Consider the following 25,970-nt stretch of genomic DNA (forward strand, 5'->3'; position numbering starts at 1 on the left):
GGTGAGGTGACGGTATGCCGACCGTCGAGTGCGACCCCGACGAAGCCCGACGACGACTCGAAGCCGCGGGCGTGTCCGTCTCGCCCGGAAACACCGACCACGAGCGCTGGCGCGCCGAACGCGGCGACGCCAGCGCGGTCGCCTACGACGGGAAGGTCGTCGTGCAGGGGTCGAGACCGACCGACCTGCTCGCGCTCATCCGGCCGACGGGCGGCCGCGCGCACGTCTACTTCGACGGCGCGAGCCGGGGAAATCCCGGCCCCGCCGCCATCGGGTGGGCCATCGTGACCAGCGACGGCATCGTCGCCGAGGGCTCGAAGCGAATCGGCGAGACCACCAACAACCGCGCGGAGTACGAGGCGCTCGTGGAGGCGCTGTCGGCCGCAGAGGAGTACGGCTACGACGAGGTGGACGTCCGCGGCGACTCGCAGTTGATCGTCAAGCAGGTCCGCGGCGAGTGGAACACGAACGACCCCGGTCTGAGAGAGCGCCGCGTGAAGGCCCGAGAGCTCCTATCGGCGTTCGACCGCTGGTCGCTGGAGCACGTACCGCGAGAGATAAACGACCGCGCCGACTCCCTAGCCAACGAGGCCCTCGACGATGCCTGAGTCTGAACTCCCCGAAGACGTGCTTTCCGAAGCCGAGCGGCTGACGCGACTGGCCCGCGACGCCGTCGACCCCGACGAGGCCAAGGCGTATCGGTCCGTCCGCGACGACATCGTGGGCGAGTACGAGTTCCGCGCGCGACACCGCGAGGAGGACGACGTGTTGGTGCTCCACCCCGACGAGTGGGTCGACGACGGCGGCGTCGTCGACCCCGCGGAGATAGACGATGTCGACCGCGGAATCGAACGCCCGCTGTCGGGAACCGGCGAGGGCCACGAGTGGAGCGCGGTCGAAGAACACAACGCGTCGTGCGTGGCGGCCGTCGCCGAGGAACACGGTGCGGACCACGCGGCGAACGCCCGGGCGTTCGCGGACTTCCTCGGGAATCACTACGTCCGGCGAATCGAGACGGCCGGCGCTCCCGAGGTGCGCGAGTTCGTCGAAGAATATTATCCACGCAATGCGTGGCCGACCGCTGAACAGCAGTCGTTGTTGCCGGAGTCGCTCGAGTTGCTCTTCGACGCCGCAGACGCCGAAGTGCCCGAATACAACTGAGCGAACCCCGCGGTTCGTGCGGTGTGTCCTGCCGATTACAGCTTGTTTTCGACGAGCTCCGAGACCATCTCGGCGCGCTCGTCGTCGGTGACGAACTTCGAGAGCATCCAGTCGAAGCGGTCGAGGACCGCCTGGAGGCCGTCGTCGGTCAGTTCGTACTGGTTCGTCCGCTTGTCGAGTTCGCTCTTTTCGACCAGCCCCATCTCGACGAGGTCGTCGAGGTTGGGGTACAGACGCCCGTGGTTGACCTCGGTGTCGTAGTACGATTCGAGGTGACGCTTGATAGCCAGGCCGTACATCGGCTCCTCGGCGAGAATGACGAGGATATTCTGTTGGAACGCGGTGAGGTCCCGAGCCACACCGGACTTGGTGCCAATTGTTTGTGCCTCTGACATGCATATGGAAATGTCATCGGTCTATTTAAACTTTGTCAACGAGCAGTCCGTTTCGCCGCCGAATGTGGGGGCATTATACGATGGATTTGGGGCGGAGCGGACATGAGTGCCGGGTATTGCACAGAGGCGGGCCGTGGCGTCGAACGCGAGACCGCGCGTGGTGGCCGAGTGGTCATACCCGGGGAATATCTCAGGCGCATAGGAGTACTGTCTGGGGATTCTATGGAGAATACCTCTACATATAGAGGGGTTCGAAGCGGCCGACGAGACTCGAGTGGTACTCGTAGGAGACCAATCCCGAAAGGACTTTTGCCCGTATCGAGGATGGGTTCGGTATGGTGAACCTCTGGGAAGACATGGAGACCGGACCGAACGCGCCGGACGAAATCTACGCAGTCGTCGAATGTCTCAAAGGCGAGCGCAACAAGTACGAGTACGACAAGGACATCCCCGGCGTCGTCCTCGACCGCGTGCTTCACTCCAACGTCCACTACCCGTCGGACTACGGCTTCATGCCGCGGACGTACTACGACGACGAGGACCCCTTCGACGTGCTCGTCCTCGTCGAGGACCAGACGTTCCCCGGCTGTGTCATCGAGGCCCGTCCGGTCGCGCTCATGAAGATGGACGACGACGGCGAGCAGGACGACAAGGTCATCGCCGTCCCCATCGAGGACCCCCGCTACGACCACATCGAGGACCTCGAAGACATCCCCCAGCAGACGCTCGACGAAATCGACGAGTTCTTCTCGACCTACAAGAACCTCGAAGCCGGCAAGGAAGTCGAAACGCTGGGCTGGGAGGACAAGCAGGCCGCCAAGGACGCCATCGAACACGCGATGGACCTCTACGAAGAGAACTTCGCGTAAGCGACTCCGCCGCGCGTTTTTTCGGACGCTGAACCGAACCGACAGTGTCGACCGCGGCGATGACGCCGAGAGCTCCGCCGGCCCGAAACCGACTGCCGTCGGCGACCCGGATACCCGACAGTTATCGCCGACGCGCCCGCCGATGAATTATGCGCATGGGTAATTTTTAGTCCCTCTGTCCGGTAGCTTGAGACACGAATGGCAGCCAAGCAACCCCGCCTCGGGCTTCAGCACCCGACCGTCGTTCCCACGAACTTCACGCCCGCCGACGAGGCGGACGAAGACGCGGACGAGCCGTCCGTCGAAGACGCGTAACACCGAATTTCTCGCGTGACGACCGTCGAGAGCGGCGGCGTCGCCGACGCGGATACACAGACTCGCACTCGAGCTATGCGTTCACACACCGCATTCGTGAGGGAACCCCTTTTTATCTCGCCGCTGTAAGGCGTTGGTAATGCCTATCTGCGACGTGTGCGGCAAAGACGAGAGTCTGCCGTACCGCTGTTCGCGGTGTGGCGGGACGTTCTGTTCCGAACACCGCCTCCCCGAGAACCACGACTGCGCGGGGCTCTCCGAGTGGGACGACCCCGCGGGCGTCTTCGATAGCTCCTTCGACGATTCGGTGAACAATCAGGGCGGCCGCGGCGGCGGACTGCTGAGCTCGCTCACGGGCGCTGGCGGCGTGCTCGGCTACTTCCGCGGGAACGTCAGCTACCTGTTCCTCGCGCTGATGTGGCTCACGTTCTTCGCCCAGCTCGTCTTAGAGCGGTTCCTCGGACTGCCCAACCTCTCGATTAACGTCTTCTACCTCACGAGCATCCACCCCGAGTACGTCTGGACGTGGGTCACCTCGATATTCGCCCACGGCGGCTTCTACCACATCGTCGGCAACTCCATCGTGCTGTTCTTCTTCGGCCCGCTGGTGGAGCGCTACGTCGGCTCGCGGAAGTTCGCGGCGCTGTTCCTCGTCAGCGGGATGCTCGCCGGGCTGGCGCAGGTCGGCTCGTCGATGCTCCTGTCGCCCGGAAGCCTGAGCGCCGTCGTCGGCGCGAGCGGTGCCATCATGGCCGTCCTCGGCGTCCTGACCGTCCTCAACCCGGGGCTCCGCATCTATCTGTACTTCATCATCCCCGTCCCGCTGTGGCTGTTCACGCTCGGTTTCGCCGGCATCTCGGTGTTCTTCTTCGTCAGCCAGAGCGCCGACGGCATCGCCCACTTCGCGCACCTCATCGGCCTCGTCATCGGCCTCGCCTACGGCCAGCGCGTGAAGGGCCGCCGAAGCGTCCCCTCCCAGCTCTCGCTCGGCGGACGCGGCCCCGGTGGTCCCGGCGGCCCCGGCCGCGGTCGGTTCTGAGATGCGACCGGCCCGCCCCGACCTCGCGCCGCGCCCCGGGCTCTCGCGCGACGAGATGGAGTCGCTCCAGCGCCGCGTCGCCGAGACCGCCGTCTTCGAGGACGACCTCCCGTTCGACCCGGCGCGCGTCTCGCTCGACACCCCAGAAACGGAGAACCGGACGCTCACGGAGGCGACGGCGCTCGGCGGCGACGCCGACGGCGACTCGCCGCCGCTCGTCGCCGGTATCGACCAGTCGTTTCTGGACGACCGCGCGCTGAGCGCCGTCGTCGTCCTCCGCGGCGGCGAGGTGGTCGAGCGCGTCCACGCCGTCTCGGACCTCGATTTGCCGTACATCCCCGGCCTGCTCTCGTTCCGCGAGGGTGGCCCCATCCTCGACGCGCTGGCCGAACTCGACTGCGACCCCGACCTGCTCGTCTTCGACGGCTCCGGGCGCATCCACTTCCGACAGGCGGGCCTCGCCACGCACCTCGGCGTCGTCTGCGACGCCCCGAGCATCGGCGTCGCCAAGTCCCTCCTCTGCGGGACGCCGGACGAGGACGTGGACGGTCGGCCGGAGGGCTGGCGAACCCCGATTCGCGCCGACGACTCGGTCGACGCCGTCGGCGGCCACCCCGCCGACCCGGAGACGACCATCGGCTACGCCTTCCAGTCGCGGCAGTACGACTCGCGGCCCATCGTGAACCCGCTGTACGTCAGCCCCGGCCACCGCCTCTCGGCGGCGACGACCGTCGACCTCGTCTCCCGACTCTCGGGGTCGTACAAGCTCCCCGAGCCGACCCGGCTGGCCGACGCCTACGCCGACGAGGCGAAGGCCCAGTACGAGTGAGGGCGAATTCGACCGACGTTCCCCGTCTGGCCTTGTGGCGAACCGAGTACACTTAACAGCGCGCGGTTCGACCTACCGACGTGCATCAAAAGACGGTCCTCATCACCGGTTGCTCCTCGGGAATCGGGCGCGCGACGGCGCTCGACTTCCTCGACGAGGAGTGGGAGGTCTACGCCACCGCCCGGAACCCGGCAGACATCGAGACGCTGGGGGAACGCGGCGCGAACATCGCGACGCTCGACGTGACCGACCAGGGGGACGTCGACCGCGTCGTCGACCGCATCGTCGACGAGCAGGGACGCATCGACTGCCTCGTCAACAACGCCGGCTACGGCCAGATGGGTCCCGTCGAGGACGTGCCGACCGAGAAGGTCCACGACCAGTTCGACGTGAACGTCTACGGCCCGCACCGACTCGTCCGCGCCGTACTCCCTCACATGCGCTCGCAGGGCGACGGCACCATCGTCAGCGTCTCCAGCGTCGTCGGCCGCGTCGCCTTCCCCGGCACCGGCGTCTACGCCGGCTCGAAGTTCGCCCTCGAAGCGATGACCGACGCGCTCCGCACCGAGGTCGAGGAGTACGGCATCGACGCCGTCCTCATCGAACCGGGGCCGGTCGAGACGCAGTTTTCGAACCGCGTGGACGACGAGGTCAACGGCAACGGCGAGGACGCCGACGGACTCGACCGCTCGGGCGCGTACGAGACGCTCTACAAGCTGTTCGACGACTCGCAGGCGCTCGGCGGGAGCGGCCCCGGCGCGATTCCGCCCGAGCGGGTCGCAGAAGACGTCCTCAACGCCGCGAGTTCGACAAAGCCGCGGGCGCGCTACCAGCCCGGAACCGTCGCCCGCGTCGGCGTCCTCGCCCGGTTCCTGCCCGACGCGTGGCGCGACGCGCTCTACGGCTTCGCGCGAAAGCTCCCCTGAGCACGTCGCCGGTGGCCTTCGAAATCGTTCGTCTCGGCGTCAGTCGAGACAGGTCGCGACGACCCGAAGGGCGTCTTCGCCCTGTACCTGTTCTGCGAGTAGTGGCACTCGCTTGACGTCGCGGCCGCGGAAGAGATTCGTCGCCGAGCGGAGCGCGTCCTGCTGGACCTGCCAGCGACGCTGGCAGAAGCCGCAGTTCTCCAAGTCGGGCGACTCTATCCACTCGGGGTCCACGTTTGCCACGTCCTCGACGGACTCCATCACGCGGTTGACGACGAGCGTCTGGACGGGGATGCCGAACTCGTCGAGCCGCGAGACGAGCCGCTTGGACTCCACGACGCTCATCTCCTCGGGTATCATGACGACCCGGAAGTCGGTCCGCGTCGGGTCCCGAAGGACCGCGCGCAGGCGCTCGATGCGCTCGCGGAGGTCGTCGAGGTCCGCCATCCCGGCCTGCGGGTCGTCGGGGCCGCCGCCGAACATCCCCTTGAGGTTGTCCATCATTCCGGAGAAGCGCTGGCGCATGCGGGCGATGCGGCCGAGCATGGAGTCCATCAGCTCGGGGAGTTCGAGCAGGCGGAGCGTGTGGCCCGTGGGTGCGGTGTCGACGACGACGCGGTCGAACCGCGGGTCATCCATGTATTCGAGGAGCTGTTGCATCGCCGCGGCCTCGTCCGCACCGGGCATCGGCCCGCCCATCCCCATCGGCCCGTCGCCGCCGAGGAGGTCTTCGAAGCCGCCCATCCCACCGCCCATGCCGCCGAGCGGGGAGTCCGCGTCGCCGTCGGCGAAGGGGTTGTCGTCCCCGTACTCGCCGGTCTCGAAGTCGGTCTCGTCGTCGAAGCCCTCGCCCGCGCCGTCGCCGCCGGCGAACGGGCCTTCCATGACCGCGTCGGGGTCGATTTCGGCCGCGTAGAGGGGAATCTCCTCGCGGATGCGACTCGGCTTGTCCGGGACCGGCACGCCGAGCGTGTCGGACAGGGAGTGTGCGGGGTCCGTGGAGACGACGAGCGTCGCGGTGCCGTCGGCCGCGCTGGCGAGCGCAGTCGCCGCGGCCATCGTGGTCTTCCCGACGCCGCCTTTCCCGCCGTAGAGGACGTAGTCTGGGGCGTCGATTCCCTCAGGGAGGTCCTCGGTGTCGGTCGAGGTGACCTCGTCGGGGTCGGTGACTTCCACCTCGATTTCGGCCGGCCCATCGTCGCCGGCGTCGTCGTCGTCTTCGTCGGCGTCGGGTCGCTCCGTCGGCTCAACGTCGATGTCCATGTCGGACTCGACACCGCGGGGCTTTGTGTACTTCTCGGTCTCGGAACCGCCGGAGGACTTTTGCCCGGTCGCGTCGGTGCCGACCGCGACGACACCCCCGCCGCTCGCCTGCCCGTCAGCTTTTGTCCCGACCGCCCGTGGTCGGTCGTATGCGCGAGTTCGCATCCGACCCGCCCGAGGAGGTCCGCGTCGGCGACGCCCTCCGCGAGGCGGGCCACACCGTCGCCGTCGCGGAGTCCTGTACCGGCGGTCTCATCGGGTCGCTCCTGACCGACGTGCCCGGCTCTAGCGACTACTTCGACCGCTCGCTCGTCACCTACTCCTACGACGCCAAGCGCCACGAACTGGCGGTCTCGCGGGAGTCGCTGGACGAACACGGGGCCGTCTCCGAGCCCGTCGCCCGCGAGATGGCCGCCGGCGTCCGCGACGTGGCCGACGCGACGTGGGGACTGGCGACGACGGGCATCGCCGGGCCGGACGGCGGCCTCCCCGGCAAGCCGGTCGGCACCGTCTTCGTCGGCGTCGCCTTCGCCGCGCCGTGGGGGTCAGGCGACTCCTACGCCCGCGTCGAGCGCGTCGAATACGACGGGTCGCGGACGCAGGTGAAAGAACGGATCGCGCGCGGGGCGCTGGCGCTCCTCCGCGGGGAAATCGAGTCCGCGACGACCGACTGAATCGGCCGGAGGGCCGCCGTCTGTCGGTTCCGTGGGAAAGCTTTGTATCCCGGCGGACCAGTCTGCATCCATGAACAAGAAGGGACACGTGCTCAACGCCATCCTGTTGGCGCTCGGGCTCGGCGTCATCCTCACCGTGGACCCGCGGTCGTTCGAACCGACGGTCGACTCGGCGTTCCTCCTCGCCCAGAAAATCGGTCAGCTGTCGCTTCCGGTCGTGCTCGGCGCACTGTTTCCCGACGTCGACACCGCCTTCGGCAAGCACCGGAAGACGCTCCACAACCTCCCGGTGTTGGCGATATTCCTCGCGTTCCCGCCCGTCTTCGGCAACCTCCAGTTCGTCTGGATCGGCGTCGCCACCCACTACGTCCTCGACATGGTCGGCTCGAAGCGCGGCATCGCGCTGTTCTACCCGCTTTCGCCACAGGAGTACAACCTGCCGACCGGCGTGGCGACGAGTTCGAAACACGCCGACGCGGTGACCGTCATCGTCACAGTCGCCGAACTCGGCGTCCTCGCGGGCGTCCACTACTACCTCTTTTCGCTCGACGTGTCCCTCGCGGACGCCGCGGCGTCGTTCAGCGCGGTGCTCTGAGGGCTTCGGAGCGCGGGCGCGTTCGGTCGGAGCGTTCGACTGCCCGCGAACTCAGTAGACGCTCACGTCGTCGAATCGGCCGTCGTAGGCGATGTGGTTCGGGTGCGTCGGCTCCATCCCCGAAAGCAGGAGTCGGTCGACCTTCCCCCACGAGTTCTCGTAGCCGAGGTGGGCGAACTCGACCGCGCCGCGGAGCGCGTGGGAGCCCCCGGTGCGGCGGACGACCCGGCGGTCTGCCCCCTCGCGGAGCGCGGCGACGAGGGCCGCCTCGGAGTCGATGTCGCGGTCGAACTCGGTCCACGCCTCGCCGACGGTGCCGCGGAGGTGCGCGTAGGACGACCCGAACCCCGGAAGCCCCGTCTCACGGGCGATGTCGCGGGCGCGCCGGTTGTCCCGCGGGAGGGCCTTCGTGTTGTACGTCTCGACGGCGTCGATGTCGTCGCGGCGGGCGGCCACGTCCTCGGCGGTGAGGCTCACCGTCAGGAACTCGGGGTGGGGGACGAGCGTCGCCGCGCCCTGCCGGTCGAACTCCGCGAAGGCCCCGTCGAGGGTGATGAAGTCGGGGACGGGGTCCGAGATGCCGACCGCGAGGACGTGTTTCCGGTCGCGCCACGACCCCGTGAACACCTCGCGGGCGGGGACGACGAGCAGGTCGTCGTCGGAGAATCGCGCCGCGCGGGCGCGGATGTCGGGCAGGCGGACGAAGTGCGGCGCGTAGACGAGCACGTCGATGCCGCGGGCTTTCGCCCGCGAGACGACCCGCTCGTCGAGAATCTTCACGTGCATATCGACCCGCGTCGTCGTGGTCGCGCTCACACGGTACGGTCGGGTCAGCGACCAGTTAGTGGTTGCTATTTGTCGAACGGCGGCCGGTCGAAGAAACGGTTTTGTGGCTCACGGCCGTCGGGGGGAACATGTCCCGGTGGAAGTGCGGAATCGAAGGGTGTGACGGTCGGTTCGAAGACGTGGAAAACGCGGTCATCCACCAGACGGTGGACCACGAGCGCCACGAGTGCAAAGTGTGTGGGACCGTCGTTCCGGAGGGCTACTTCGCGATTCGACACGCCTTCGACGAGCACACCCGCGCCGAGTTCGTCCGCGCGTACGACGCCGATTCCTCGGCGGTCCGCATCCGCGAGGACGTGAAAGACGCCGTCGAGGCGGACGCGGACCTCAACAGCGTCGTCGAGACGCTCCGCGAGCAGGGCGCGCTGTAGGCCCACGCGAGACGGGGGGTTGCAGTCGCGATGGGGCGCGACGCGGCTCGCCCGAGACGGCGCTCCTCGGGGACTGTCGGGGGACATGGGAGTCACCGAGGGCGCGCGGCTCGTCGCGCGCGTCGAGTCGAGTCGAAACTGAGAGAGAAGAAACCCTCGTCGGGGCGGACGCTTACCGCTCTTCGGAGTCGAGGACGCGAATCTGGTCGCCGCGGACGGTGACCGGAATCGGGACCGTCGCCTCGTAGAGTTCGACGGTGACCTGGTCTTTCGTCTCGTCGATGCGCTGGACGCGCGCCTTCTCGCCTTTGAACGGGCCGGCGATGAGTTCGACGATGTCGCCCTCCGCGATGCCCTCGACGTCCGGCGTCGGAGAGAGGAAGTGCTCGACTTCGGCCATGCTGGAGGTGCCGACCGCGCCGCCGCTCTCGACGAGACCGCGAGCGTGGGGAATCTCTTCGAGGACGCGCGTGACGATGCCGTCGTCGTCGGCCTCGACCATCACGTAACTCGTGAGCGAGTCGGGCGCGAGGACGGCGTGAATCTCGGCGAACTCCTTCGTCGCGATCATGTCCGCAACCGTCTGCTCCTGCCGAGCGGTGGTCTTTACGGCGAAGATGGGCATCTCAGACTCCCCCGGGGAGGAAGCTCATAACCGCGAAGATGATGAAACCGAGCAGTCCGACGAGGAAGATACCCGCGCCGGCGATTTTGGAGATCTGGGAGAACTCCTGCCACGACGGGGTGCTCGCGAGTTTCAACACGCGAACGTAGCTGTTCAGGTCGTACTTGACGTCCATGTTGCTGGGGGCTAAGGCGTCGGGCTTTTTCTATCTATTGATGCATCGACGGGGAGAGCGGGCGCTCGCGAACGGGGTGACCCCGACGAGTTCGGCCCGGTGCCGCCGCTTGACGGGAACGAGCGGGAACGAGCGGGAACGAGCGGGAAGCGAGACGCGGCGGGCAATCGAACCCGCGAGGGCGCGGGAGCGAAAGCGAGTCCCCCGCGGCCGACGGGGCGGCGACGCCGACTACTCGACGTAATCGATGTCTTCGAGACGCTCTTCGGCCTGCGCCTGCACCTCGCCGTTGCGGCCGTAGATTTGGGGCGACTCGACGCCGGTGACGACGATCATCGTCCGCATCATGCCTTCGAGTTCGTCGTCGACGGAGGTCCCCCAGATGATGCGCGCGTCGGGGTCGATGCGGTCGTAAATCTCTTCGACGACGCCCTCGGCCTCCTCGATGCTCATGTCGGAGCCCCCGGTGACGTTGACGAGCGCGGAGTTCGCGCCGGAGATGTCCACGTCGAGAAGCGGCGAGCGGAGGGCGGACTTGACGGACTCTTGGGCCTTGGACTCGGAGTCGGACTCGCCGAGACCGATCATGGCGACGCCGCCGCGCTCCATGACGGTCTTCACGTCGGCGAAGTCGAGGTTGACGAGACCGGGCTTGGTGATGAGTTCGGTGATGCCCTTGACCGAGCGCATCAACACCTCGTCGGAGACCTTGAACGCCTGCCGGACGGGGAGCTTGCCCACGGCGTCGAGCAGGCGGTCGTTCGGGACGACGATGACCGTGTCAGAGACGTCGCGGAGCCGTTCGAGACCGGCCTCGGCGTTCGTTCGTCGCACCTCGCCTTCGGCCGTAAAGGGCGTCGTGACGATGGCGATGGTGAGCGCGCCCGACTCGCGGGCGGCCTTGGCGACCACGGGGGCCGAGCCGGTGCCGGTGCCGCCGCCGAGACCGGCGGTGACGAACACCATGTCGGAGCCCTCGATGGCGTCGTAGATCTCCTCTTGGGATTCGAGGGCGGCCTCCTCGCCGACCTGCGGGAGCGAGCCCGCGCCGCGGCCCTGGGTCTTCTGTTCGCCCATGAGAATCTTCGTGTCGGCCCCGATTTCCACGAGGTGTTGCACGTCGGTGTTGGCGGCGACGAGCTTCGCCCCCTTGATTCCCTCCTCGTGCATCCGGTTGACGGTGTTGCCGCCGGCACCGCCGCACCCGACCACCGTGATGTTGGTTTGGAGGTCTTTGAGAACCGCTTTCAGTTCGTCGTCAGTCATCGTCCCGGACCGGTTGATGTTGGTCGAGCCGTCGACCTGAGCCGACCCGTCCCCCACGTCCTTGGCCTCGGCCTCGGCCTCGTCAATTGCGTCACCGACGATAGAGTCCATATTTATGGAGACGGTTTACGGAGGACGACTAATTATCTTTCCCCCTTCCGTCAGACATCTGTCTGACGAGCCGCCGATCCGTGGCGAAACGTGACATGTGAGCCCGCGGCACAGACCGTCTCTCGGGGCGAAACCGGTCGGGCGCGTCTCGATGGCGACTACACGACGAACTCGACGAGTCGCTCTTTCGACACGTCTTCGGGCGCGACGGTCTCGCCGTCGACTTCGACGGACTGTCCGGCCGAGAGCGTGCCGAACGCCGGGCCCTCGGGGACGCCGAACTCGCGCGCGGCGGCGGGGTCGAAGGCGCGCGTCGTCGCCGTGACCGCCCCGTCGTCGCGGACGACGCTGTCGTATTTCTCGCGGAGCACGTCGCAGAGCCGCGACACGAGTTCGTCGTAGCCGTCGCCCGCGACGGCGGCGCGGCCCACCGCGCGCGTCCCGCCTTCGGTCGTGTGGAAGGCGACGGTGGTCTCGCGGACGGCGTCGAGCGCGGCGTCGAGGTCGATGCCCTGCGCCTCGCCGAGCAGGCCGTCGGGAAGCGAGACGACCTCGTAGTCGTCGGCACCGATTCGCGCGCCGAAGCGGAGGCCCTCGTCGATAGTCGTGACGTCGGCTTCGAGGGCGGCGACGCGGTCGAGGGGGACGCCCGTGGTCTCGCGGACCCACGTCTCGGAGACGACCCGGAACCCCTCGGCTTCGAGGGCGGCCGCGAGGTCGTCGCGGTCGCCGTCGACCAGCGCGAGGTCGGCCGCGGAGGCCTCGAACGCCCGCCGAAGCACGTCGCGGTTCGTCTCGGGGCCGCCCATCGCCTTGAGTTGCCAGTCGGCGGCGATGTGGCCGACGCGCCAGTCGGTCTCGCGGAGGACGCGCTCGAACCGCGGGGCGTAGTGGCCGCCGCCGAAGCCGACGAGCTGGCGGTCCGCGTCGGCCGCGACCCCCTCGATGTCGAGGACGGCCGCCGCGACGGCGCGGGCTCCCTCGGGGTCGTCCCACTGCTCGTCGTCGCTCCCGAGTTCGACGAACATCGAGGGGACCGTCGGCTCGGTCGGGCCGTGGTGGGTCGCCTCGATGCCGACTTCGTAGTCGTCGGGCGCGCGGTCGCGGAGCGCCTCGACGACGGCGCGCTGGGCGTTGGGGCACGCGCGGGCGAATCGCCCCGGCTCGCCGCCGTAGTCGGCGGGACCGAAGTTCCCGGTGAAGTGCGCGGTCAGGAGCGCGCCGGTCTCGCCGGCGTGCCGGGAGACGACGACGAGAAAGTCGAGGTCGGCGTCGAACGCCGCGGCCGGGTCGTCGAGGTCGATGTGCAGGGCATCGAACTCGCGGAGTTCGAAGCCGTCGCGGGCGAAGACGGTGCCGCCGCCGTCGGCGTCGGGTCGGTCCCCGTCGGTTCGTTCGTCCCAGTCGGCGAGTTCGAGCAGGCGCTCGCCGATGTGAACCGATGCGCTGTCGGCGCGGCTGACGACGATTCCGATCACGATACGAGGGTAGCCGAGGTCGGCGAAAAGGGCGTCGGAAGCGGCGAGGGGAGCCGGTCAGTCCTCGACCGCGGCCGAGACCTCGGTCGCGCCGTGGTCGCCGCGGACGCGCCGGGCAGAGAGCTTGACGACCGCGGCGAGTTGCCTGCGCCGCCGGACGAAAAGCGCCGTCCCGATGACCAGATAGACGACCGAGAAGCCGACGAGCGAGGTCGGGCCGTCGAAGGTGACCGCCCCGAGGCCCGGAACCGGGAGCGTGACCGCCAGTCCGGTGACGGAGTAGACGAACTGCGCCAAGAACAGGCCGAGCAGGGCGACCGCCTCGCGGAGGCTGATGGAGAACGTGACGAGGATGGCGATGGCGAAGTAGCTCTGAGCGGCCGTCAGCCAGAGTTCGCCCATCTGGTGCGTGTCGAGCGGGAGCGGCGCGTAGGTGCCGACAGAGAGGCTGTAGACGAGGACGAGCGTCCCGATGAGGAGCGTCCACTGGTTGAGCTTCGAGGAGATGAGCGCGTTGAAGCCGGCGGTCGCCCGCGCCTTGTTGACGAGGTAGGCCACGACGATGAGTTCGGGGCTCTCGCTCGCCAGCGGCGCGACCCACTGAATCATCAGGAACGAGGGGATGCCGACCGACTCCCCCAGCGCTTCGAGGCCGTGGGCGAACGGCTCGACCGCGGCGAGGATGACGACGCCGGAGAAGACGAACAGCGCGAGCGTCGTGGCGATGCGCTTGGGTCTCCGGTACGACTGGAGGTACGCGGGCACGCCGATCTGTTCTTCGTCCTCGTGCGGCGAGTTCATCGCCACGAAGATGTACGCGGCGTAGAGGCCGACGAGGACGACCATATCGACCGCGCCGATGCCCGCGCCGAGCGGGACGAAGAAGGCGAACACGGTCGCGGCGAAGAGGAACAGAATCTCGGTGGCGATGCCGTGGTCGAGGCGGACCACGTCCGCGAGGAAGCCGGGTCGAGACTCGACCGCCTCGTCGCCGGTGTCGCGGGCGCGGTAGACGGTGAAAAGCGCGATTGCGGACCAGCCGATGCCGATGAGGATGCGGTTCGCCCCGGTCATGTTGGCGACGGCGAGGCTCGCGGCCTCGGCGGACTCGGGCGAGCCGGGGTTGATGCCGGCCTCCCACGCGTAGAGCGCGTCCACCGCGTACTCGGGGGCGACCGCGAGCACCGCGAGGATGGCGAGCGCGAACGCTCGCGGCACGTCGGCCTCGGCGGTTTCGGCCCCCCACGCGAGGAGGAACGAGGCACCGAGGACGGCGATACCGCTGAGGGCGACGGTGACGCCGGTCGCGAGGTCAACGCCGAACACCGTGTGGAGGGCCAGCCACGGGACCGTCAGGAGCGCGGCCCCGAACACCGCGGTCAGCGGGTGGCCGAGTCGTCGTAGCATCGTCACTACAAGCGCGAAGCCGAAGCCGGTAGCTCTTGTGCTTCGAACTCCGGGGCGACCGACTGACTGGGGGCCGAACGCTCCCGGGAGGGGACCGTCAGGGGAGGATGAGCCAGAAGAAGACGAGATAGCCGCCGACGAGGATGCCGCCGTCGAGACGGGACACGTCGCGGTTGCGGAGCATCAGGGCAATGACCCCGAAGGTGAACACGAGGAGCGCCGGGAAGTCCAGCGAGATGGTGCTCGCGGGGACGTTCACTGGGACCATGATGGCGAGGATACCGAGGACGGCGACGACGTTGTAGATGTTCGAGCCGACGACGTTGCCGATGCTGAACTCCGACTCGCCGCGGACCGCGCTGATGACCGACGCCGCGAGTTCGGGCAGTGAGGTGCCGAACGCGAGGACCGTCAGCCCGATGAACCGCGGACCGAACCCGAAGGATTCGAGCAGTCCCTGTCCGCCCTGAATGAGCCAGTTCGAGCCGACGAACAGGAGGAGGAGACCGAGACCGAGGTAGACCACGTCTCTGAGTTGCGCCGACACCTCGTCTTCGTCCTCGATGTCGATTTCGTCCGTGCCGAGAGCGTCGGCCGTCGCCGACCGCGCGCGGTACAGCAGGTAGCCCGTGAACGCGACGAGGATGACCAAGAGGACGCCGCCGTCGACGGCGCTGAGGTTTCCGTCCATCCCGAGCGCGACGAGCGCGACCGCCGCGGCGATCATGAACGGGACGTGTCGTCGGAGCGTCGTCGTCGAGACGCCCATCGGCCGGATGAGCGCCGAGATGCCGAGAACGAGGCCGATGTTGGCGATGTTCGAGCCGACGATTGCGCCGAGACCGAGGTCGGCGCTGTAGCCCAACCCGCTCAGCACCGCGACGAACAGTTCGGGGGTGGTCGTCGCGAACGCGACGATGGTCACACCGACGATGGCCGCCCGGAGGCCGAGACCGATGGCGAGCCGAGACGCGCCCTCGACGAGGGCTTCGGCCCCGAGGTAGAGCGCGACGATACCCGCCACGAGGAGCGCGGTATCGAAGGAAAGCAGGGTTGCGAGTGCCGACATACGCGGGAGTAGACCAACGGGAGACCAAAAGCGCGCCGGTACACAGCGAGTCCCCGACAATCGCGGGCGCGATACGGGGCGACCCCGCGCGGGGGCCGTCGGGTCCCGGCGGAATCCGACGCGGACGGGCGAGTTATATCGACGGCAAAACACCACCCGCCCATGCAAGTGTACGGTCTCGTCGGCAACCCGGTCGGCCACTCGCTGTCGCCGCCGATGCACGAGGCGGCCTACGGGGAAACCGGCCTCGACGCGCGGTACGTCACGTTCGAACCCGCCCGCGACGACATCGCGGCCGCCGTCGACGGCGCGGACGCCCTCGGCGTCTCGGGGCTGAACGTCACCATCCCGTTCAAACAGGACGTGCTCGAACTGGTCGACCCCGACCCGCTGGCCGAGCGCATCGGCGCTGTCAACACCATCGACTTCGGCGCGGAGACGCCGACGGGCTACAACACCGACGCGGCGGGCGTCACGCGGGCGTTCGACCGCCACGGCGTCGACCTCGACGGAGCGGACGCCGTGGTGGTCGGTGCCGGCGGGGCGGGCCGCGCCGCCGCGTTCGCCCTCGCCGACGCCGGCGCGTCGGTTCACGTCGCCAACCGGACCGCCGAGAGCGCGGTCGAACTCGCCGCGGCCGTCCCCGGCGCGACCGGCGGCGGACTCGACACGCGCGACCGGATTCGGGAGGCGGACGTCCTCGTCAACGCGACGAGCGTCGGGATGGAATCGCCCGACGAGACGCCTGTCCCGGCTGACTATCTCCACGGCGGCCTCGCCGTGCTCGACGCGGTCTACACGCCGCTGGAGACCCGACTCCTCCGCGAGGCGGCCGCGACCGGCGCGGTCACCATCGACGGCGCGTGGATGCTCCTCCTGCAGGGCGTCGAAGCGTTCGAGCTGTGGACCGGCCGCGACGCGCCCGTCGAGGCGATGAACGCCGCGCTCCGGAGCCACCTCGAGAGCGACTGAGGCCGCCGGTTTTTAAATAACGGGATTGCATAGGAGAAGGTAACATGGGCTTGCTTGACACTATTTCGTCGCTCTGGGAATCCCTCGTTGGTGGCACCTCGTCGTCGTCCTCGACAGACGGACGTGACGACACGGCGACCGTTACGGTCGAACGCGACACCAGAACCGAGCGCGAGGAACCGAACGTCGAGGCCGAGGCCGCGGTGAAGGAACCTGTCGACGAGGCGGAATCGGCGGACGAACCGGCCGAAGAAGCCGAAGAAGCGGCCGACGATGCGGTCGAACCCGAGGCCGACGCCGAGTCCCACACGGACGACGAGGACACCCGCGACGACGCCGAAGTAGCGGCCGACGCCATCGAGGAGGCCGAACCGGAGGTCGAAGCAGAGACCGAAGCGGAAGCCGAAGACGGGGGCGACGACGGCGAAACCGAGGACGAAGCCGAGCCAGCACTCGACGAATCCGAGGACGAAGCCGAGCCAGCACTCGACGAACCCGAAGCCGAAGAGACCGACGACGAAGACGAGGAAGCAGAATCCGAAGACGGAGATGCGCCGACCGTCGACACGGTTCGCGGCATCGGCCCGGCGTACGCCGAGCGCCTCTCCGAGATCGGCATCGAGACCGTCGCGGACCTCGCCGCGGCCGACGCCGACGAGGTCGGCGACGAAATCGATGTCTCGCCGAAGCGGGTCCAGCGCTGGATCGACCGCGCCGGCGAGGCGTAACCGACGCGCGTTCGGAAGCGACCGAGACGAGTTCTCTCCCGGCCGGCGACCGCGCTCGATGCTCCGGTGACGCGTCACGAAACCGTTTACCCGGCGGACGGACTGGTGTGGGTAATGACCGCACCGACCGTCGTCACCGACCGCGACGACTTTCGCGCGACCGCCGCGGTCGCGCCCGCCGGCGCGCGCGTCCCCGTCGAGGTCCGTGTCGCCGTCTCGGACCCTTTCGACGCGTACCGACGCGCCCGTCGGGACTCCGGCGGCTTCTTCTACGAGACGACCGGCGGGCAACCCGGCTGGGGCGCGTTCGGCGTCGACCCCGCGGAGCGCCTGACCGCTGACGACCCGACCGACGACGACTGGGGCGACCCCGGCGACGACGCCGCGCCGAGTCTCGCCGCGCTCGAATCGCTCGCCGACTCGGAGACGCTCGCTCGCGGCGACTGCGACGTGCCGTACCCCTGCGGCCTGTTCGGCTGGCTCTCGTACGACGCGGCCCGCGAGCTCGAATCACTCCCCGAGCACACGACCGATGACCGGGGACTCCCGCACCTGCAACTCGGCCTGTACGACCTCGTGGCGTCGTGGGCGGAACCCCGGCCCGACGACGGCGAGACGACGCTCCGCGTCACCTGCTGTCCCGCCGTCGAGGACGGCGCTGACCTCGACGCCGTCTACGACGAGGCGCGGGGTCGGGCGACCGACCTCGCCGTCGAAGCCGTCGAGGGCGACCCCGAACTCGTCTCTGCGCCCGTCGAGGCCGACGAGGCGACGTTCGAGAGCGCCCCCGGCCGCGAGGCGTTCGCCGACCGAGTCCGCGCCGCGAAGCGGTACATCCGCGACGGCGACACGTTTCAGGCGAACCTCTCACAGCGACTCGTCGCCCCCGCCGCGGTCCACCCGGTCGACGCCTACGCGGCGCTCCGGGAGGTCAACCCCGCGCCGTACTCGGGACTGCTCGAACGCCCCGGCGTCGACCTCGTGAGCGCCAGCCCCGAACTCCTCTTGCGCGTCGAGGGCGACCGCCTCGTCACCGAACCCATCGCCGGCACCCGCCCGCGGGGGGCGACGCCCGAGGAGGACGACGCGCTGGAGGTCGACCTGACGACCGACGAGAAAGAGCGCGCCGAGCACGCGATGCTCGTCGACCTCGAACGCAACGACCTCGGGAAGGTCTCCGAATACGGGTCGGTCGAGGTGACGGAGTACCGCCGGGTGGACCGCTACTCCGAGGTGATGCACCTCGTCTCGCTGGTCGAGGGAACCCGACGCGAGGGGACCTCGCTGGCCGATGCCGTCGCCGCCGTCTTCCCCGGGGGGACCATCACGGGCGCGCCGAAGCCCCGGACGATGGAGATTATCGACGAACTCGAAGCCACCCGGCGCGGCCCCTACACCGGGAGCATGTTCGCCGTCGGCTTCGACGACCGCGCCGTGCTGAACATCGTCATCCGGACGCTCGTCCGCTTCGGAGACGAGTACCACCTCCGCGTCGGCGCGGGCATCGTCCACGATTCGGACCCCGAAGACGAGTACGACGAGACGCTGGCGAAGGCGCGGGCGCTCGTCACCGCCATCGACGAGGCGCTCGGCGAGCGCGCGAGCATGGCCGTGGAGGCCGAACGATGACGCGCATCCTCGTCGTCGACAACTACGACTCGTTCGCCTACAACCTCGTGCAGTACGTCGGCGAGGCGGTCGCCGAGGCGCGGGACGAAAGCGCGGACGGGAGGGGAGACGGGTCGGACGACGTGCTCGTCTATCGCAACGACGCGGTCTCGGCCGACGACATCCGCGACATCGACCCCGACGGGGTCGTCGTCTCGCCCGGCCCCGGCACCCCCGCGGAGGCCGGCGTCTCGGTCTCTGTCTTCCGCGACCTCGACTACCCGACGCTCGGCGTCTGTCTCGGCCACCAGTCGCTGTGTGCCGCCCTCGGAAGCCCCGTCGGGCACGCGCCCCACGTCGTCCACGGGAAGCCCTCGCTCGTCGAACACGACGGCGCGGGCGTCTTCTCCGGGCTTCCAGACCGAATCGAGGTCGGCCGCTACCACTCGCTCGCGGTCGAACACGAGGACGTGCCCGCCGAGTTGGCGGTGACCGCCTACACGGTCGCAGAAGGGTTCGAAGCCGGGGGTTCGGACGACGACAGAGGTCCCGAGGACGACGACCCCGCGGTCGTGATGGGCGTCCGCCACCGCGAGAAGCCCCACGTCGGCGTGCAGTTCCACCCCGAGAGCATCCTCACCGATTCGGGGAAGGACATCGTCCGCAACTTCGTCGCGCTCGCCGCGGGTGACGGCCCGGCGGCGGAGGCGTGGGAGGGCGAGCGATGAGCGACGACGGCGACGGAGACGCCGGTGGGCGGTCGCTTCGCTACCACGTCGACGGCGAGCTCGTCCCCGCCGAGTCGGCGTCGATTCCGGTCACGGACCGCGGCTTCCTCTACGGCGACGCGGCCTTCGAGACGCTCCGCGCCTACGGCGGCGAGGTGTTCCACTGGGATGCCCACGCCGACCGACTCGCCGAAACGTGCGACGCGCTCGGGATGGACCACGGCCTGTCCGACGCCGACCTGCGCGCGCGAATCGACGAGACGCTGGCGGCGAACGGCCTCGACGAGGCGTACGTCAGGCTCTCCGTCACCCGCGGCAGTCAGGGCGGCCGCCTCACGCCGGCCGAGGCGGTCGACCCCCGCGTCGTCGTCATCGCGGAGCCACTCGCCCGCGGCGGCCGCGGCTCCGACCCCGTGTGGGACGGCCCCGCGTCGGTCCAGACGGTCAAGACCCGGCGCACTCCCGACCGGTCGCTCCCCGCGGGGGCGAAGACGCACAACTACCTCAACGGCATCCTCGCCCGCGTCGAAACCCGCGTCACCGGCGCGGACGAAGCGCTCATGCTCGACGCCGACGGCTACGTCACCGAGGGCGCGACGAGCAACCTCTTTTTCGTCGACGACGACGCGCTCTGCACCCCGAGTCTCGACGGGCCGGTCCTCCCGGGCATCACCCGCCGCGTCGTCCTCGACCTCGCCCGACAGGAGGGTATCCCGATTCGGGAGCGGCGCTTCACGCCCGACGATGTGCGCGGCGCGAACGAAGCGTTCCTCACGAACTCGACGTGGGAGCTCCGACCCGTCGAGACGGTCGACGGCATCGAGGTCGGCGACGGCCCGGTGACGAAACTCCTCTCGCGGCTCTACGACGACTACGTGGAGCGACGCCACTACGGGGGCGAGGGGGACGACAACGACGACAGCGACGACAACCAGAACTGAGTCGTTCCGCCGCGCTCGGCCTCAGAACTCGACGTTCGAAGTCGAACTCCGGTCGGCGGGGTCGGTCTCGATTTCGCCCTGTCCGACGTAGTCGAACTCGTCGTCCGAGAGGAAGACGTGGTCGCCGTCGACCGTGAGTTCGAGGTCGTCGAGCACCGCGCCCTCGCAGGGGCCGTAGTTGCAGTAGCCCGTGTCGGCCTCGAAGTACGCGCCGTGGTTCTGGCAGATGACCTCGCCGTTGCGCATCGGCGCGCCCGAGCCCTTGTCGAGTTTGATGTGCGTCAGGTGCATGCAGTAGTTCAGCCACCCTTGGACGCCGTCGTCGGTGCGGACGAGGATGGCCTCGCGCTCCTCGGCATCGGCGTCGGCGGCCGGACGGACCCGAAAGAGAAAGGTCGTGTCGTCGGGCACGTCGCCGACCGCGCAGATTCGTTCGAGGTCGCTCATTGTGCTCTCGTTGGCTCGGGGGCGAAAATCTCCTTCGAAAGCGGTCAACTGGTGGCAGTCGCTCCTGCTGTGAGAACGGGCGGTAGAGTTGAACGACGCGAATCTCGCTTCGCTCGATTCTCTCGTTCAAACTACCTGTTGCAATTGCCACAGAACACGGGCCGCCGCAGTGCGATAAACCGCACTGCTTGGGGTGTAGGTTTCAGGAGAATAGCGGGAGGTAGATTTGAACCCCGGTCGCTGACGCTCCCCGGTTCAAATCTACTGTGCTATGAGGCCGACCTCGTGGGTCGCGCCGAGCCGAGACTCGGCGCTCAGGAGTTGAGGTCGGCAAAACCATAGCGGGAGGTAGATTTGAACTACCGATCTCCGGGTTATGAGCCCGGCGGAATCTCCTGGCTATCCCATCCCGCTGAATCAACAAACGAGTCTGCTATTGTTAAGACTTCTGTTTCGGGAGCCGTGTGTCAATTTTCACCGTGAGTCGCCCTGACTCGAACGGGCCGCGATGCGCCACGTGAACAGGCTTTCTGCGACGTAGTTCAGGAGCATCGACGCGCCGATAGCGAGGGGGAGCGGGATGAGTTCCCAGAGGTCGAGACCGGCGACCGGAATCGACAGCGGAACCTCGCCGAGCGCCCGGACGACGAGCACCTGCACGAGGAGGCCGCCGCTCCGCACGAGGTTCGACTTCACGAAGCGACGCACCTTCGCGGTGAGCAGGTCCGAGCCGGCCCCCGCGAACGTCCAGCGGTCGTTGATGACGAACATGACGACGATTGCGAGCTCCGCGCCGGCGAGCTTCGCGAGTTCGTTGGCGACGCCGAACGAGACGATGAGGAGACTGCTCAGAGAGAGGTCGAACACCGCGCCGATTGCACCCACGGAGGCGAACTTCCCGAACCGGACGCCGGAAGCGAGTTCCGAGAGGCGGTCAGTCATCCGTGACCTCCGCCGAGAACCGCTCGACGAGGCTCCGCTCGTCGCTCCGAGCGTCGAGGAGCTCGTGGAGGCGGTCCTCGCGAATCGTCCGGGCGCGGTGGCGCGACCGGAGGAGCCCGCGGGCCATCTTGACCGTCGTGTCGACCGGCGAGACCGTCGAGTTGGGCTGGTCCTCCCAGACGACCGGCACCTCGGCCACGCGGTGGCCGAACGCGCCCGAGACGGCGATGAGTTCGATATCCCACGCGAACCCCGACTCGTACAGGTGGGTCCGAACGTCGTTCCACGCCGCGGCGGTGACAGCCTTCGCGCCGCACTGGTAGTCGTACAGCGGGACCTCGGTCAGGTGGCGGGCCAGCCACGCGAAGCCGTCGCCGAGGTAGCGCCGGGCGACCGTCTGGTGGGAGGCGACAGTCGCCTTCGGGTGGCGGCGCGACCCCACGGCGAGGTCGGCACCGTCGCGGACGGCGGCGACGACGTCGGCCATCGACGCGGCCGGCGTGCTCCCGTCGGCGTCGGCGAACGCGAGGACGTCCGTGCGGAGCGACTCGAACCCGGCGGTGATGGCCGCGCCCTTGCCACGGCGGGCGTCGACGGCGTTCACGTCGGCGACGGCGGGGAGGGCGTCGAGGGCGTCGAGCGTCTCGGACCGCGGCGCGTCGAGTTCGACGCGGACCGCATCCGGGTCCAGCGCCTCGACGAGGGCGTGGACGTAGGGGACCAGACGCTCGGGGTCGGGCCGATAGGCGGGGACCACCACCCCGACAGACTGCGACATGCACGACCATTCACTCAATGGGGTAAAAAGCGAACCGCTCTGTGACGCACCGGCCATCACAAAACGTATTGCACCTGCGGCGCAGTCATCGGACAGATGGAGTACGCCCTCGTCGTCCGGTGGTTACTGCTGTTCGCGGCCCTCTGGGCGGTCGGCCTTCCACTCTCTGCCCGCCTGTTCCGACGGCTTCCGGGTCGCGGTGCCGGATTCGCCCTCCCCGTCTCGCTCGTCGCGTTGACCCTCCCGGCCTACTACGTCGGCCACCTCTCGTTCGGTCCCGCCGCCCTCGTCGCCGGCGTCGGGACGCTCCTCGTCGCGTCCGCGGTCGCCGGCCTCGAACGCGGCGCGCTCCGCCGCGGCGACCTCCGGCTCGCGCCCGGCCTCGACGTCGACCGGCGCGCCGTGGCCGGGGCGGCCGCGGTGTTCCTCGTCGCCTTCCTGTTCGCGGTCTCGCTCCGCGCGCTCGACCCGGCGGTCCACGCCGGCGGCGGCGAGAAGTTCCTCGACTTCGGCCTCCTCCAGTCGCTCGCCCGCGCGTCGGTCCTCCCGCCGGAGGACATGTGGTTCGCCGGCGAGCCGGTCCGCTACTACTACGGCGGCCACCTCGTGTCGATTCTCCTCGCGCGGCTCACCGGCACCGACCCGGCGTTCGCCTACAACCTCGCGCTCGCCGGCTTCTTCGGCCTCCTCGTCACCGCGGCGTTCGAACTCGGACGCGGCGTCGCGGCCGCCTCGGGCGCGAACGGTCGGCTCGCCGGCCTGCTTTCGGCGTTCTTCGTCGGCTTCGCCAGCAACCTCGTCACCGCGGGGCGCTTTCTCCTCGCCGCGCTCCCCGAGGGGCTCCGCCGCCCCGTCGCGCAGGCCGTCGCCGAGCGCTCGCAGTACACCGTCTCGCAGGTGCTCGGGGGCACGTCGAGTTTCTCGTACTGGGACGCAAGCCGCGTGATTCCGGGCACTATCAACGAGTTCCCGCTTTTCGCGTGGCTCAACGGCGACCTCCACGCCCACATGATGGGCACGCCATTTCTGCTCCTCGCGGCCGGCCTCGCCTTCGCGTACTTCCGGTCGCCGGAGGAGGCCGTCGGCGAGCGCCGGCTCCTCGTCGCCGCGACGACGCTCGTCGGCGCGCTCCAGGTCGTCGTCGACACGTGGAGCTTCCCGTCGGTGTTCGGCGTGCTGTTCCTCGGGATGGTCTTTGCACCCGCGCGCCCGTGGACGTTATTTCCCGGTCGGGAGCGCGTTCGCTCGGTCGTCGGCGACAGCCCAGTCGCCGGTGAAGTGGCCCGCCTCGTCGGCACGGTCGCGGCGGTCGGGCTCGCGGGCGTCGCCGCCGCCGCCCTCGCGAGTCCGTTCCTCCTCGGCGCGGTCGCGGGCGGGGGAAGCGCCCGGACGGTCGAGCTTCTGTCGCCCGACCAGCGAAGCGGGTTCGGCGCGCTGGCGCTCGTCCACGGGGCGTTTCTCGCGGCCTTCGCGGGCTACTACGTCCGCCGCCTCGGCTCCCGAGACGGACTCGGCGGGCGCGAGTGGGCCGTCCTCATCGGGAGCTTCGCGGCGCTGACCGTCGTCGCGGCCGTCCAGTCGTTCGCCGCGCTCGCGCTCGTCGCGCCCCTCGTCGCCGTCGGCTGGGTGCTCCTCCGATTCGCCGACGACCCGCGGTTCGAGACGGTGCTCGTCGTCGCCGGCGCGGGCCTCGTGACGCTCGTCGAACTCGTCTACGTGAACGAGCAGGCCGGCCCCGGCCGGATGAACACGGTGTTCAAGACGTACATGCAGGTGTGGGTGCTCTGGGGGAGCGCGATGGGGGCCGTGCTGGCCGGCTTCGTCGGCGACGCGGTCGCCGCGAGCGACACGTCGCTCCCGAGCGTCGACCTCGGCGTCCGCGGGGGCGCGGTCCGCGCCGTCGGCGTCGGCTTCGTCGTCCTTCTCGTCGCCTCCACGTCGGTGTACGGGGGGCTGGCCGTCGCCGACCACACCGGCTCGCCCAGAGAGGCGGCGACGCTGGACGCGACGGCCTTCGCGGAGTGGCGGCACGGAAACGAGTCGGCGGCCATCGCGTGGCTCGACGAGACCGTCGAGGGCAATCCGACGATGCTCACCGCGCCGGGGACGACGTGGTCCGAGACGGTGACAGACGACCGCGAGACCGTCATGTACGGTTGGCGCGGGAACCCCGAATCGAGCTTGACGGGCGTGCCGACGGTCGCCGGCTGGGCGCACGAAATCGGCTATCGCGGCCCCGACGCATATTACGACCGCGTGCGCGATGTGGACGCGATGTACGTCGGCGACGAGTCGACGCGAGCGCGGCTCGTAGAGCAGTACGACGTGCAGTACGTGTGGGTCGGGCCGGGCGAGCGCACCCGCTATGGGGAGATAGAGACGGACGTGGCGTGGCTGACGCCGGTCCACCAGTCGGGGTCGGTCGCGGTCTACGAGGTAGAAGAAGCGAGACTACCTTAGGCCGCGCCGCGCTCGCGGACGACCTCGACGGCCTCGGCCTCGACGCCCTCGGTGTCGAGCCAGTGCGGGACGAACTCGCGCTTTTCGAACGCCTCGCGCTCGTCTTCCGTGCCGACGGTACACCACAGCTGGACGCGGTCGGGGCCGTGCCAGTCGCCCTGTCGGTCGACCGAAAACAGGACGTACTCCTCGCCGTCGTACTCGATGACGCCGTCGCGCCGGACGCCGGGGTCGCCGTGGATGATGAGCTTCTTCATGTGCCGGGATTGGCACAGTCACCGCTTAATCGCTTCGGCTTCGGGCGTGCCCCGCGAGACGAACGCCTCGCGGTCGCCCTCACCGTGGCCTGCCCACACGTGACACGGCAAACGCCCGGTCCCGGCGGGTTCAGGGGCCGCGTCGAACCAAACGGGTTTTAACGGGCCACACCAAAACCCACCACAAGGTCGATATCTATGCAGATGCCACGCCGTTTCAACACGTACTGCCCGAACTGCAAGGGTCACCACGAACACGAAGTGGAGAAAGTCCGGACGGGACGCCCGACCGGGATGAAGTGGAACGCCCGTCAGACGCGACGCGGCAAGGCCACTATCGGTAACGCCGGGAAGTTCTCCAAGGTTCCCGGTGGCGACAAGCCGACGAAGAAGACCCACCTGAAGTACATCTGTTCCGACTGCGGCAAGGCCCACATGCGCGAGGGCTGGCGCGCCGGTCGCCTGGAGTTCCAGGAGTAAATCATGGCAGGAAACTTCTACAAGGTCGCGTGCAGCGACTGCGAGAACGAACAGGTCGTCTTCGGAAAGGCCTCCTCGGTCGTCAACTGCGCCGTCTGCGGGACGACCCTCGCCACGCCGACCGGCGGCAACGCCGAGTTCCACGGCGAGGTCCTCGAGACGGTCGAGCGTCGCGACAGCGACGAACTTGAGGCGTAACTCCCCGGAGGACCTCG

Annotated in this window: 30 protein-coding genes and 1 tRNA gene; 17 read left to right on the plus strand and 14 right to left on the minus strand. The window is 68.8% G+C overall.

Annotated features, from left to right (window positions below; translation table 11 throughout):
• Nucleotides 1-14: 14 nt before the first annotated feature.
• Together rnhA and ACFQI8_RS06010 are read left to right on the plus strand one after the other, a co-directional pair.
• Nucleotides 15-608, plus strand: coding sequence for a ribonuclease HI (gene rnhA, locus ACFQI8_RS06005; RefSeq protein WP_390243394.1), 594 nt, complete (start codon nucleotides 15-17; stop codon nucleotides 606-608).
• On the plus strand, nucleotides 601-1,161 hold the full coding sequence (locus tag ACFQI8_RS06010; RefSeq protein WP_390243395.1) for a DUF7108 family protein: 561 nt from the start codon (nucleotides 601-603) through the stop codon (nucleotides 1,159-1,161). The genes rnhA and ACFQI8_RS06010 overlap by 8 nt, the downstream gene beginning before the upstream one ends.
• Before the next feature lie 35 nt (nucleotides 1,162-1,196).
• Here ACFQI8_RS06010 and ACFQI8_RS06015 read toward each other — a convergent pair whose 3' ends face one another.
• Entirely contained in the window at nucleotides 1,197-1,556 is a 360-nt protein-coding gene (locus ACFQI8_RS06015; protein ID WP_390243396.1) for a PadR family transcriptional regulator, read from the minus strand.
• A 335-nt stretch (nucleotides 1,557-1,891) separates the two neighbouring features.
• Here ACFQI8_RS06015 and ACFQI8_RS06020 point away from each other — a divergent pair, with 335 nt between their 5' ends.
• The 4 genes from ACFQI8_RS06020 to ACFQI8_RS06035 all read left to right on the plus strand — a co-directional run bounded on the left by ACFQI8_RS06020 (nucleotide 1,892) and on the right by ACFQI8_RS06035 (nucleotide 5,534).
• Nucleotides 1,892-2,425 carry an inorganic diphosphatase gene (locus tag ACFQI8_RS06020; RefSeq protein WP_390243398.1) on the plus strand — a complete coding sequence of 178 codons (534 nt, stop codon included), beginning with the start codon at nucleotides 1,892-1,894 and terminating at the stop codon, nucleotides 2,423-2,425.
• A 454-nt stretch (nucleotides 2,426-2,879) separates the two neighbouring features.
• Nucleotides 2,880-3,779, plus strand: a complete 900-nt coding sequence (locus ACFQI8_RS06025; RefSeq protein WP_390243399.1) for a rhomboid family intramembrane serine protease — start codon at nucleotides 2,880-2,882, stop codon at nucleotides 3,777-3,779.
• Nucleotide 3,780: 1 nt separating this feature from the next.
• Complete coding sequence (locus ACFQI8_RS06030; protein ID WP_390243400.1) at nucleotides 3,781-4,608, plus strand: endonuclease V; 828 nt, start codon at nucleotides 3,781-3,783, stop codon at nucleotides 4,606-4,608.
• 80 nt (nucleotides 4,609-4,688) lie between these two features.
• A complete protein-coding gene (locus ACFQI8_RS06035; protein ID WP_390243402.1) occupies nucleotides 4,689-5,534 on the plus strand; it encodes an SDR family oxidoreductase in 846 nt (281 codons plus the stop codon).
• A gap of 39 nt (nucleotides 5,535-5,573) precedes the next feature.
• On the opposite strand, the gene ACFQI8_RS06040 is transcribed toward ACFQI8_RS06035, so the two are convergent.
• Nucleotides 5,574-6,797, minus strand: a complete 1,224-nt coding sequence (locus tag ACFQI8_RS06040; protein WP_390243753.1) for an ArsA family ATPase — start codon at nucleotides 6,795-6,797, stop codon at nucleotides 5,574-5,576.
• 149 nt (nucleotides 6,798-6,946) lie between these two features.
• On the opposite strand from ACFQI8_RS06040, the gene ACFQI8_RS06045 reads away from it, so the two are divergent.
• Together ACFQI8_RS06045 and ACFQI8_RS06050 are read left to right on the plus strand one after the other, a co-directional pair.
• Nucleotides 6,947-7,471: a CinA family protein gene (locus tag ACFQI8_RS06045; RefSeq protein ID WP_390243403.1), complete on the plus strand. Its 525-nt coding sequence runs from the start codon at nucleotides 6,947-6,949 to the stop codon at nucleotides 7,469-7,471.
• A gap of 70 nt (nucleotides 7,472-7,541) precedes the next feature.
• Nucleotides 7,542-8,066: a metal-dependent hydrolase gene (locus ACFQI8_RS06050; protein ID WP_390243404.1), complete on the plus strand. Its 525-nt coding sequence runs from the start codon at nucleotides 7,542-7,544 to the stop codon at nucleotides 8,064-8,066.
• A 51-nt stretch (nucleotides 8,067-8,117) separates the two neighbouring features.
• Here ACFQI8_RS06050 and ACFQI8_RS06055 read toward each other — a convergent pair whose 3' ends face one another.
• Complete coding sequence (locus ACFQI8_RS06055) at nucleotides 8,118-8,882, minus strand: PHP-associated domain-containing protein (RefSeq protein WP_390243405.1); 765 nt, start codon at nucleotides 8,880-8,882, stop codon at nucleotides 8,118-8,120.
• Nucleotides 8,883-8,980: 98 nt separating this feature from the next.
• Here ACFQI8_RS06055 and ACFQI8_RS06060 point away from each other — a divergent pair, with 98 nt between their 5' ends.
• On the plus strand, nucleotides 8,981-9,283 hold the full coding sequence (locus tag ACFQI8_RS06060; protein ID WP_390243407.1) for a DUF7565 family protein: 303 nt from the start codon (nucleotides 8,981-8,983) through the stop codon (nucleotides 9,281-9,283).
• Nucleotides 9,284-9,455: 172 nt separating this feature from the next.
• Here ACFQI8_RS06060 and ACFQI8_RS06065 read toward each other — a convergent pair whose 3' ends face one another.
• The 6 genes from ACFQI8_RS06065 to ACFQI8_RS06090 form a co-directional block, all read right to left on the minus strand.
• Nucleotides 9,456-9,908, minus strand: coding sequence for a transcription elongation factor Spt5 (locus ACFQI8_RS06065; protein ID WP_004970097.1), 453 nt, complete (start codon nucleotides 9,906-9,908; stop codon nucleotides 9,456-9,458).
• A 1-nt stretch (nucleotide 9,909) separates the two neighbouring features.
• On the minus strand, nucleotides 9,910-10,083 hold the full coding sequence (locus ACFQI8_RS06070; RefSeq protein ID WP_004044219.1) for a protein translocase SEC61 complex subunit gamma: 174 nt from the start codon (nucleotides 10,081-10,083) through the stop codon (nucleotides 9,910-9,912).
• 231 nt (nucleotides 10,084-10,314) lie between these two features.
• Entirely contained in the window at nucleotides 10,315-11,460 is a 1,146-nt protein-coding gene (gene ftsZ, locus ACFQI8_RS06075) for a cell division protein FtsZ (protein WP_390243409.1), read from the minus strand.
• Nucleotides 11,461-11,618: 158 nt separating this feature from the next.
• Nucleotides 11,619-12,938 carry a D-aminoacyl-tRNA deacylase gene (locus ACFQI8_RS06080; RefSeq protein ID WP_390243410.1) on the minus strand — a complete coding sequence of 440 codons (1,320 nt, stop codon included), beginning with the start codon at nucleotides 12,936-12,938 and terminating at the stop codon, nucleotides 11,619-11,621.
• Nucleotides 12,939-12,995: 57 nt separating this feature from the next.
• Nucleotides 12,996-14,345 carry a sodium:calcium antiporter gene (locus ACFQI8_RS06085; RefSeq protein ID WP_390243412.1) on the minus strand — a complete coding sequence of 450 codons (1,350 nt, stop codon included), beginning with the start codon at nucleotides 14,343-14,345 and terminating at the stop codon, nucleotides 12,996-12,998.
• A gap of 97 nt (nucleotides 14,346-14,442) precedes the next feature.
• Nucleotides 14,443-15,414 carry a calcium/sodium antiporter gene (locus ACFQI8_RS06090; RefSeq protein ID WP_390243413.1) on the minus strand — a complete coding sequence of 324 codons (972 nt, stop codon included), beginning with the start codon at nucleotides 15,412-15,414 and terminating at the stop codon, nucleotides 14,443-14,445.
• A gap of 162 nt (nucleotides 15,415-15,576) precedes the next feature.
• Here ACFQI8_RS06090 and ACFQI8_RS06095 point away from each other — a divergent pair, with 162 nt between their 5' ends.
• The 5 genes from ACFQI8_RS06095 (at nucleotide 15,577) to ACFQI8_RS06115 (ending at nucleotide 20,391) form a co-directional block, all read left to right on the plus strand.
• Nucleotides 15,577-16,386 carry a shikimate dehydrogenase gene (locus ACFQI8_RS06095; protein WP_390243415.1) on the plus strand — a complete coding sequence of 270 codons (810 nt, stop codon included), beginning with the start codon at nucleotides 15,577-15,579 and terminating at the stop codon, nucleotides 16,384-16,386.
• A gap of 44 nt (nucleotides 16,387-16,430) precedes the next feature.
• Nucleotides 16,431-17,114, plus strand: coding sequence for a helix-hairpin-helix domain-containing protein (locus ACFQI8_RS06100; protein WP_390243416.1), 684 nt, complete (start codon nucleotides 16,431-16,433; stop codon nucleotides 17,112-17,114).
• A gap of 114 nt (nucleotides 17,115-17,228) precedes the next feature.
• Nucleotides 17,229-18,743: an aminodeoxychorismate synthase, component I gene (gene pabB / locus ACFQI8_RS06105; RefSeq protein WP_390243417.1), complete on the plus strand. Its 1,515-nt coding sequence runs from the start codon at nucleotides 17,229-17,231 to the stop codon at nucleotides 18,741-18,743.
• Nucleotides 18,740-19,450 carry an anthranilate synthase component II gene (locus ACFQI8_RS06110; protein ID WP_390243418.1) on the plus strand — a complete coding sequence of 237 codons (711 nt, stop codon included), beginning with the start codon at nucleotides 18,740-18,742 and terminating at the stop codon, nucleotides 19,448-19,450. The genes pabB and ACFQI8_RS06110 overlap by 4 nt, the downstream gene beginning before the upstream one ends.
• Nucleotides 19,447-20,391: an aminotransferase class IV gene (locus ACFQI8_RS06115; protein WP_390243419.1), complete on the plus strand. Its 945-nt coding sequence runs from the start codon at nucleotides 19,447-19,449 to the stop codon at nucleotides 20,389-20,391. Before ACFQI8_RS06110 ends, ACFQI8_RS06115 begins: the two co-directional genes overlap by 4 nt.
• 21 nt (nucleotides 20,392-20,412) lie before the next feature.
• Here ACFQI8_RS06115 and ACFQI8_RS06120 read toward each other — a convergent pair whose 3' ends face one another.
• The 4 genes from ACFQI8_RS06120 to ACFQI8_RS06135 all read right to left on the minus strand — a co-directional run bounded on the left by ACFQI8_RS06120 (nucleotide 20,413) and on the right by ACFQI8_RS06135 (nucleotide 22,558).
• Nucleotides 20,413-20,838, minus strand: coding sequence for a Rieske (2Fe-2S) protein (locus ACFQI8_RS06120; protein WP_390243420.1), 426 nt, complete (start codon nucleotides 20,836-20,838; stop codon nucleotides 20,413-20,415).
• Nucleotides 20,839-21,177: 339 nt separating this feature from the next.
• Nucleotides 21,178-21,252: transfer RNA gene (locus tag ACFQI8_RS06125), tRNA-Met, on the minus strand.
• Nucleotides 21,253-21,312: 60 nt separating this feature from the next.
• On the minus strand, nucleotides 21,313-21,780 hold the full coding sequence (locus tag ACFQI8_RS06130) for a GtrA family protein (RefSeq protein ID WP_390243422.1): 468 nt from the start codon (nucleotides 21,778-21,780) through the stop codon (nucleotides 21,313-21,315).
• On the minus strand, nucleotides 21,773-22,558 hold the full coding sequence (locus ACFQI8_RS06135; RefSeq protein WP_390243423.1) for a glycosyltransferase: 786 nt from the start codon (nucleotides 22,556-22,558) through the stop codon (nucleotides 21,773-21,775). Before ACFQI8_RS06135 ends, ACFQI8_RS06130 begins: the two co-directional genes overlap by 8 nt.
• 96 nt (nucleotides 22,559-22,654) lie before the next feature.
• Between ACFQI8_RS06135 and ACFQI8_RS06140 the strand changes: the two genes are divergently transcribed.
• The gene (locus tag ACFQI8_RS06140) at nucleotides 22,655-25,018 is read left to right on the plus strand and encodes a DUF2298 domain-containing protein (protein WP_390243424.1); all 2,364 of its coding nucleotides are present in this window, start codon (nucleotides 22,655-22,657) and stop codon (nucleotides 25,016-25,018) included.
• Here ACFQI8_RS06140 and ACFQI8_RS06145 read toward each other — a convergent pair.
• Entirely contained in the window at nucleotides 25,015-25,275 is a 261-nt protein-coding gene (locus ACFQI8_RS06145) for an HAH_0734 family protein (RefSeq protein WP_390243426.1), read from the minus strand. The genes ACFQI8_RS06140 and ACFQI8_RS06145 overlap by 4 nt on opposite strands.
• Before the next feature lie 198 nt (nucleotides 25,276-25,473).
• Here ACFQI8_RS06145 and ACFQI8_RS06150 point away from each other — a divergent pair, with 198 nt between their 5' ends.
• Complete coding sequence (locus tag ACFQI8_RS06150) at nucleotides 25,474-25,755, plus strand: 50S ribosomal protein L44e (RefSeq protein WP_004044234.1); 282 nt, start codon at nucleotides 25,474-25,476, stop codon at nucleotides 25,753-25,755.
• Nucleotides 25,756-25,758: 3 nt separating this feature from the next.
• Nucleotides 25,759-25,953 carry a 30S ribosomal protein S27e gene (locus tag ACFQI8_RS06155; protein ID WP_390243427.1) on the plus strand — a complete coding sequence of 65 codons (195 nt, stop codon included), beginning with the start codon at nucleotides 25,759-25,761 and terminating at the stop codon, nucleotides 25,951-25,953.
• Nucleotides 25,954-25,970: the final 17 nt, after the last annotated feature.

Source organism: Haloferax chudinovii, from assembly GCF_042663345.1.
Taxonomy (GTDB): domain Archaea; phylum Halobacteriota; class Halobacteria; order Halobacteriales; family Haloferacaceae; genus Haloferax; species Haloferax chudinovii.

Bases quoted from the DNA above. Each gene is read 5' to 3' on its own strand.
- rnhA (WP_390243394.1), top strand. From the start codon at position 15: ATGCCGACCGTCGAGTGCGACCCCGACGAAGCCCGACGACGACTCGAA.
- ACFQI8_RS06010 (WP_390243395.1), top strand. From the start codon at position 601: ATGCCTGAGTCTGAACTCCCCGAAGACGTGCTTTCCGAAGCCGAGCGG.
- ACFQI8_RS06015 (WP_390243396.1), bottom strand. From the start codon at position 1,556: ATGTCAGAGGCACAAACAATTGGCACCAAGTCCGGTGTGGCTCGGGAC.
- ACFQI8_RS06020 (WP_390243398.1), top strand. From the start codon at position 1,892: ATGGTGAACCTCTGGGAAGACATGGAGACCGGACCGAACGCGCCGGAC.
- ACFQI8_RS06025 (WP_390243399.1), top strand. From the start codon at position 2,880: ATGCCTATCTGCGACGTGTGCGGCAAAGACGAGAGTCTGCCGTACCGC.
- ACFQI8_RS06030 (WP_390243400.1), top strand. From the start codon at position 3,781: ATGCGACCGGCCCGCCCCGACCTCGCGCCGCGCCCCGGGCTCTCGCGC.
- ACFQI8_RS06040 (WP_390243753.1), bottom strand. From the start codon at position 6,797: ATGGACATCGACGTTGAGCCGACGGAGCGACCCGACGCCGACGAAGAC.
- ACFQI8_RS06045 (WP_390243403.1), top strand. From the start codon at position 6,947: ATGCGCGAGTTCGCATCCGACCCGCCCGAGGAGGTCCGCGTCGGCGAC.
- ACFQI8_RS06050 (WP_390243404.1), top strand. From the start codon at position 7,542: ATGAACAAGAAGGGACACGTGCTCAACGCCATCCTGTTGGCGCTCGGG.
- ACFQI8_RS06060 (WP_390243407.1), top strand. From the start codon at position 8,981: ATGTCCCGGTGGAAGTGCGGAATCGAAGGGTGTGACGGTCGGTTCGAA.
- ACFQI8_RS06065 (WP_004970097.1), bottom strand. From the start codon at position 9,908: ATGCCCATCTTCGCCGTAAAGACCACCGCTCGGCAGGAGCAGACGGTT.
- ACFQI8_RS06070 (WP_004044219.1), bottom strand. From the start codon at position 10,083: ATGGACGTCAAGTACGACCTGAACAGCTACGTTCGCGTGTTGAAACTC.
- ftsZ (WP_390243409.1), bottom strand. From the start codon at position 11,460: ATGGACTCTATCGTCGGTGACGCAATTGACGAGGCCGAGGCCGAGGCC.
- ACFQI8_RS06085 (WP_390243412.1), bottom strand. From the start codon at position 14,345: ATGCTACGACGACTCGGCCACCCGCTGACCGCGGTGTTCGGGGCCGCG.
- ACFQI8_RS06090 (WP_390243413.1), bottom strand. From the start codon at position 15,414: ATGTCGGCACTCGCAACCCTGCTTTCCTTCGATACCGCGCTCCTCGTG.
- ACFQI8_RS06095 (WP_390243415.1), top strand. From the start codon at position 15,577: ATGCAAGTGTACGGTCTCGTCGGCAACCCGGTCGGCCACTCGCTGTCG.
- ACFQI8_RS06100 (WP_390243416.1), top strand. From the start codon at position 16,431: ATGGGCTTGCTTGACACTATTTCGTCGCTCTGGGAATCCCTCGTTGGT.
- pabB (WP_390243417.1), top strand. From the start codon at position 17,229: ATGACCGCACCGACCGTCGTCACCGACCGCGACGACTTTCGCGCGACC.
- ACFQI8_RS06110 (WP_390243418.1), top strand. From the start codon at position 18,740: ATGACGCGCATCCTCGTCGTCGACAACTACGACTCGTTCGCCTACAAC.
- ACFQI8_RS06115 (WP_390243419.1), top strand. From the start codon at position 19,447: ATGAGCGACGACGGCGACGGAGACGCCGGTGGGCGGTCGCTTCGCTAC.
- ACFQI8_RS06120 (WP_390243420.1), bottom strand. From the start codon at position 20,838: ATGAGCGACCTCGAACGAATCTGCGCGGTCGGCGACGTGCCCGACGAC.
- ACFQI8_RS06130 (WP_390243422.1), bottom strand. From the start codon at position 21,780: ATGACTGACCGCCTCTCGGAACTCGCTTCCGGCGTCCGGTTCGGGAAG.
- ACFQI8_RS06135 (WP_390243423.1), bottom strand. From the start codon at position 22,558: ATGTCGCAGTCTGTCGGGGTGGTGGTCCCCGCCTATCGGCCCGACCCC.
- ACFQI8_RS06140 (WP_390243424.1), top strand. From the start codon at position 22,655: ATGGAGTACGCCCTCGTCGTCCGGTGGTTACTGCTGTTCGCGGCCCTC.
- ACFQI8_RS06145 (WP_390243426.1), bottom strand. From the start codon at position 25,275: ATGAAGAAGCTCATCATCCACGGCGACCCCGGCGTCCGGCGCGACGGC.
- ACFQI8_RS06150 (WP_004044234.1), top strand. From the start codon at position 25,474: ATGCAGATGCCACGCCGTTTCAACACGTACTGCCCGAACTGCAAGGGT.
- ACFQI8_RS06155 (WP_390243427.1), top strand. From the start codon at position 25,759: ATGGCAGGAAACTTCTACAAGGTCGCGTGCAGCGACTGCGAGAACGAA.